Raw genomic sequence first — 4,555 nt, forward strand, 5'->3', positions numbered from 1 at the left:
ATGACGTAGTCGGCCGCCGGGGCCAGATCCAGCCACTCAGCCGTGTCGCCGTCGCCCCTGACGGTCTGGCAGTCGGGCGTTTGGCCGATGCTGCCGCCGCTGACGCAGAGGGTGAACTGCGGATTGGCCGGATAGCCCGTGCCGGTGATGGCCTTGGTCACCCGCAGCGAGCCGGTAGCCGGCGAGGGATTGTAGAGGTTGGTGAGGGTCACCTCGGTCGTCGCGCCGGCCGCGACGGAGATACCGGCCTGGTCGCCCGGCTCAGTCCAATCCGGGCCGGCGTCGTTCTCGCTGACAACGTAGTCATCGGCTGGAGCCAATTCTACCCACTCGGCCATGCCCCCATCGCCGATGACGGTTTGGCAGTCGGGTGTCGCGCCGATGCCGCCGCCGCTCAGGCAGATGGTGAACTGAGAATCGGCTGGGTAGTTCTCGCCTACGATGGTCTTCGTCACGCGGAGCGCGCCGGTCACGGGCAAGTCCTGAGCAGCGATATGGCTGATGCTCAGCAATAGGCTAACACACAGCAGGAGAAGTGTAAGCGGTGTTCGCAAGGGAAGAGGAGACATGAATCGTTTCACCTGTAAGGTAGAAAAAAAGATACGCTGGAATCGCCTGACTACAAACCGCAGCCGCTTCTACTCTTCAACCACCAACCCCAACAGTTCGATGGCGTCCAGCCGGAACGTACTGACCCCGGCGGCGGCGACGAGCAGATAGACGTAGCCGTCAGATTCCGGCGTGTAAATGAGGCACGGGCCTGCGCCAACAGCGTCTCCGCGTGATCGTAAAGCGACACGACGGGAGCCAGAGCGACAGTCAGCCCCGACAGGGCGACCGCTAACAGCGCCAACAGCATTACCTTCTGCCAACGACGACGAGTCATGATGCGGTTCTCCCTGCCCCGCCCACGGCGCTCTGTTGGTCGGCATGAGATGCAGGAAGCGCTCCGCCCCCGGCGGCGCGATTACCTATTTTGCCGGGGATAAATAGCACTCCTAGTAAATAATTATACATACTTATCAGGAAATTAATAGTGACAAATGTCATATGATTGAGGGGTAGGGGCAGACCTGCGTGTCTGCCCCAGGGCGCACACGTAGGTGCGCCCCTACCGAAACCTGAATACTCACCACACATTCACTGCCCCCTTGGTCACAATCCGCTATACTGGGCGCGTCATGCGTCGCCTAGCTGTGCTCACTCTGGTTACCTTGCTATTGGCCCTGCTCGTCGCCTGTGGCGGGCGCGCGTCGGCCGTGCCGACGCCCTTCCCCACGCCCGGCCCCACCACCACGCCCGGCGGCGCGGGGCCGGTCGTGCTCGGCGTCACCGACCTGATGGCCGCGCCCGGCCTCTACGTCGATACGCTGGTGCGGGTGACCGGTCTCTTCCGGCTGCAACCCATCCTCGTCTGCGAATCCGAGACGCACCCCTCGCCGGCCACCTGGGGGCTGGCTGAGGGCGGCCTCGTCGCCCTGGCCGGCGGCTATGACCAGCAGGTGCGCTCGCTGCTGCCCACCGACCTGACGGTGACGGCCGAGGGGCGCTGGCGGCGCTGGTCGGGGCTGGTCGGCTGCGGCAAGAACGCCGCGCAACGCGAGGTGTGGTACCTCGACGTGTCGCGCATCGTCTCGCCCAGCCCGCTGACGCAGGTGACGCTGACCCCTGGCGGCCCGCCAGCCGAGGGCACGAGCATTGCCGGCGTACCCGCCACGCTGGAAGGCACGCCGGTGACCATCGAGCCGCTGCCCGGCGCGACGGACGAGGGGGCGCTCTTCCCCACGCCGTCGTTCGAGGAGACGCCGGAGTTCCCCGACCTGGAGCCGACGCAAGAGGGGGGCGATTTCGGCCAGACGCCCTTCCCAACCTTCCCGTCCGAGGAAGAGACGCCCTTCCCCTTGGCCACAACACCGGCCGGCACGCCGCCATCGGGCCAGACGGGCACGCCGGCCGGCACGCCTACGCCCGGCGGCACGCCGTCGGGCACGCCGGGCACGCCCACACCGACCGTCACCGGCACGCCCCCCACCCCGACGCCCACCGGAACGGGCGCGGCCGGCCAGGTCGTGCAGCGCGGCGACGTCCAGGAGATGATGAGCGACTACTTCGCGGCGACGTCGCTGGCGGCGGGCGTGACGGACGTGTGGACGATCTACTTGTTCGATGACGAAGCCATCGAGATCAGCGTCGTCGCGCCGGCTCCGGCCGATGTGGTGCTGTCCTTTGGGCCGAAAGATGGGCAGCCGATCATCAACCGCCAGAATACGTCGCCGGCCGGCGTGGCCGAGACGATCCGGGTCACGTCGCTGCCCGGCGAGGGCGACTATGAGGTGCGCGTCTCCATCGCCGGCGGGACCGCGACCGAGTACGCCATCACCTACAACACCGACCTGGAGTATCTGCTCACCTTCAAGGAAGTGCTCACGCCCGGCAGCCCGCGCAATGGCGTCCAATTGCCGGAGAACACCGAGCACTACTGGTTCTTCCTGGCCGAAGAGGGGGATCAGGTCACCATCCGCCTCTCGCTTCAGGGTCTTGAGAATCCCTACTTTGATATCTACATACTCGACGCGGAGCAGATAGATGGCGTCGACGAAGGCTTCGAAGGCGACGATGAGGAATTGGTGTTCACAACCACTCACACGGGCCTCCACATGATTCGGGTCGTCGAAAACAGTTCTCTGGCGATGATCTACGACCTGTCGCTCACTATCCCATAGCGTAGAGCGCGCGCAGCTTCCCGACCCTTATAACAGGCGGCTGGTGCGACCCACTTTCTGAAGTGGGCTGCACCTAAGGACTTTGAGCCGAGTGGGCTACTTGCCACCTGCTCCACTTCTTACCTCTCTCATAGACTCCCGTGCTATGCTCCCCTGCACATGGATGAGCTTCTGCGCCTTCTCGTCTTGGCCGATGACCCGCTGGCCCGCGCTGGGCTGGCGGCGCTGTTGGCGACGCTGCCCGGCTGCCTGGTGGTGGGCCAGAGCGGCAGCGACCCGCTGGCCGAGGCCGCCGCCGGGCTGACCGACACGGCCGTCGACGCGATCATCTGGGACATGGGCTGGGAGGGGGCGGCGCGCGACCGGGACGAACCGTTGCCGGCCGGCGTGCCCGTGCTGGCGCTGGCCCAGGACGCGGAGGGCGCGGCCGTCGCCTGGGCGCTGGGCTGCCGCGGCGTGCTGACGCGCGAGATGGACGAGGAGCGGCTGGTGGCCGGGGTGCGGGCGGTGGCCGCCGGGCTGGTCGTCGTCGCCCCGGCGCTGGCCGGCGCGCTGGTCGAGCGGCCGCCGGCCGAGGAGTCGGCCGCCGACATCGAGTTGACGCCGCGCGAGAGCGAGGTGTTGCGCCTGCTGACCGAGGGGCTGACCAACAAGGCCATCGCCCACCGGCTGTCCATCAGCGACCACACCGTCAAGTTCCACGTCAACGCCCTGCTGGGCAAGCTCAACGCCCAGAGCCGTACCGACGCCGTCGTCCGCGCCACCCGGCTGGGGCTTATCTCCCTATGAAGAAGAATCCACAGATTTCACAGATTACACAGATTTTCGGACGCCTCTTAATCTGTGTAATCTGTGAAATCTGTGGATTCTTTCTCTTCCCTACCCGTATTGGCAGGTCGCGCACCGGCCATTCGGTGGATTCGCCCCACGCTCGCCCGCGCTATGCTTTCTACAGACTATGAATGAATTAACCGCGGATTTTCACGGATGGCACGGATGACACGGATTAAACCCGGCTATAGCGTCTCAATCCGTTTAATCCGTTAAATCCGTGAGAATCCGTGGTTAATTCATTTTCCACCCTATAGGAGACATACGATGTCTGAAGCGTTACGCGATCTATCCAATGGGCTGGCCGAGGTAGTGGCGAACAGCGGCCCGGCCATCGTGCGCGTCGAGGCGCGGCGCCACACCCCCGGCAGCGGCATCATCTGGTCGGCCGACGGGCTGATCGTCACCGCCAACCACGTCGTCCGGCGCGACGACGCCATCACCGTCGGCCTGCCCGACGGCCAGACCGCCGCGGCCACCCTGGTCGGCCGCGACCCGGCGACCGACCTGGCCCTGCTGCAAGTCCAGGCCACCGGCCTGAGCACCCTGACCCCGGCCGACGAGGCCGACATGAGCGTCGGCCACTTCGTGCTGGCGCTGGGCCGCCCCGGCCGCACCGTCCAGGCCACCTTCGGCGTCGTCAGCGCGTTGGGTGACAGCTGGCGCACGCCGATGGGCGGCCAGATCGACCACTACTTGCAGACCGACGTGGTTATGTACCCCGGCTTCTCCGGCGGGCCGCTCGTCGGAGCCGGCGGGCGCGTGCTGGGTCTGAACACGTCGGGGCTGAGCCAGGGCGTCAGCCTGGCCATCCCGGCGACGACTGTCAGCCGCGTGGCCGAGGCGCTGCGCTCCCACGGGCGGGTGCGGCGCGGTTATCTGGGCGTCAGCACGCAGCGCGTGCACCTGCCGGAGAACCTGGTAGGCGAGTTGGGCCAAAAGCGCGGCCTGCTCATCGTCGCCGTGGAGACGGGCAGCCCGGCGGCCGAGGGCGGCCTGAC

5 protein-coding genes are annotated in these 4,555 nt (G+C 66.4%); 3 read left to right on the forward strand and 2 right to left on the reverse strand.

The window, feature by feature from the left end:
• Nucleotides 1-473, reverse strand: a 473-nt coding sequence (locus ACE3UY_RS09990) for a DUF5979 domain-containing protein (protein ID WP_374687390.1), incomplete at its 3' end; no start/stop codon positions are given.
• A 146-nt stretch (nt 474-619) separates the two neighbouring features.
• Nucleotides 620-886 (reverse strand): hypothetical protein, encoded by a 267-nt coding sequence (locus tag ACE3UY_RS09995; RefSeq protein ID WP_374687391.1) that lies wholly within the window; start codon nt 884-886, stop codon nt 620-622.
• 310 nt (nt 887-1,196) lie between these two features.
• Here ACE3UY_RS09995 and ACE3UY_RS10000 point away from each other — a divergent pair, with 310 nt between their 5' ends.
• From ACE3UY_RS10000 to ACE3UY_RS10010, 3 genes are all read left to right on the forward strand, one after another.
• A complete protein-coding gene (locus ACE3UY_RS10000; RefSeq protein WP_374687392.1) occupies nt 1,197-2,723 on the forward strand; it encodes a hypothetical protein in 1,527 nt (508 codons plus the stop codon).
• A 159-nt stretch (nt 2,724-2,882) separates the two neighbouring features.
• On the forward strand, nt 2,883-3,512 hold the full coding sequence (locus tag ACE3UY_RS10005; RefSeq protein ID WP_374687393.1) for a LuxR C-terminal-related transcriptional regulator: 630 nt from the start codon (nt 2,883-2,885) through the stop codon (nt 3,510-3,512).
• 309 nt (nt 3,513-3,821) lie between these two features.
• Nucleotides 3,822-4,555, forward strand: a 734-nt coding sequence (locus ACE3UY_RS10010) for a S1C family serine protease (RefSeq protein WP_374687394.1), incomplete at its 3' end; no start/stop codon positions are given.

It is taken from the genome of Promineifilum sp. (SeqCode), from assembly GCF_041918635.1.
Taxonomy (GTDB): Bacteria; Chloroflexota; Anaerolineae; order Promineifilales; family Promineifilaceae; genus Promineifilum.

What these genes read in the sequence shown, in the direction of transcription:
- ACE3UY_RS10005 (WP_374687393.1), top strand. Translation starts at nt 2,883, where the DNA reads ATGGATGAGCTTCTGCGCCTTCTCGTCTTGGCCGATGACCCGCTGGCC.
- ACE3UY_RS09995 (WP_374687391.1), bottom strand. Translation starts at nt 886, where the DNA reads ATGACTCGTCGTCGTTGGCAGAAGGTAATGCTGTTGGCGCTGTTAGCG.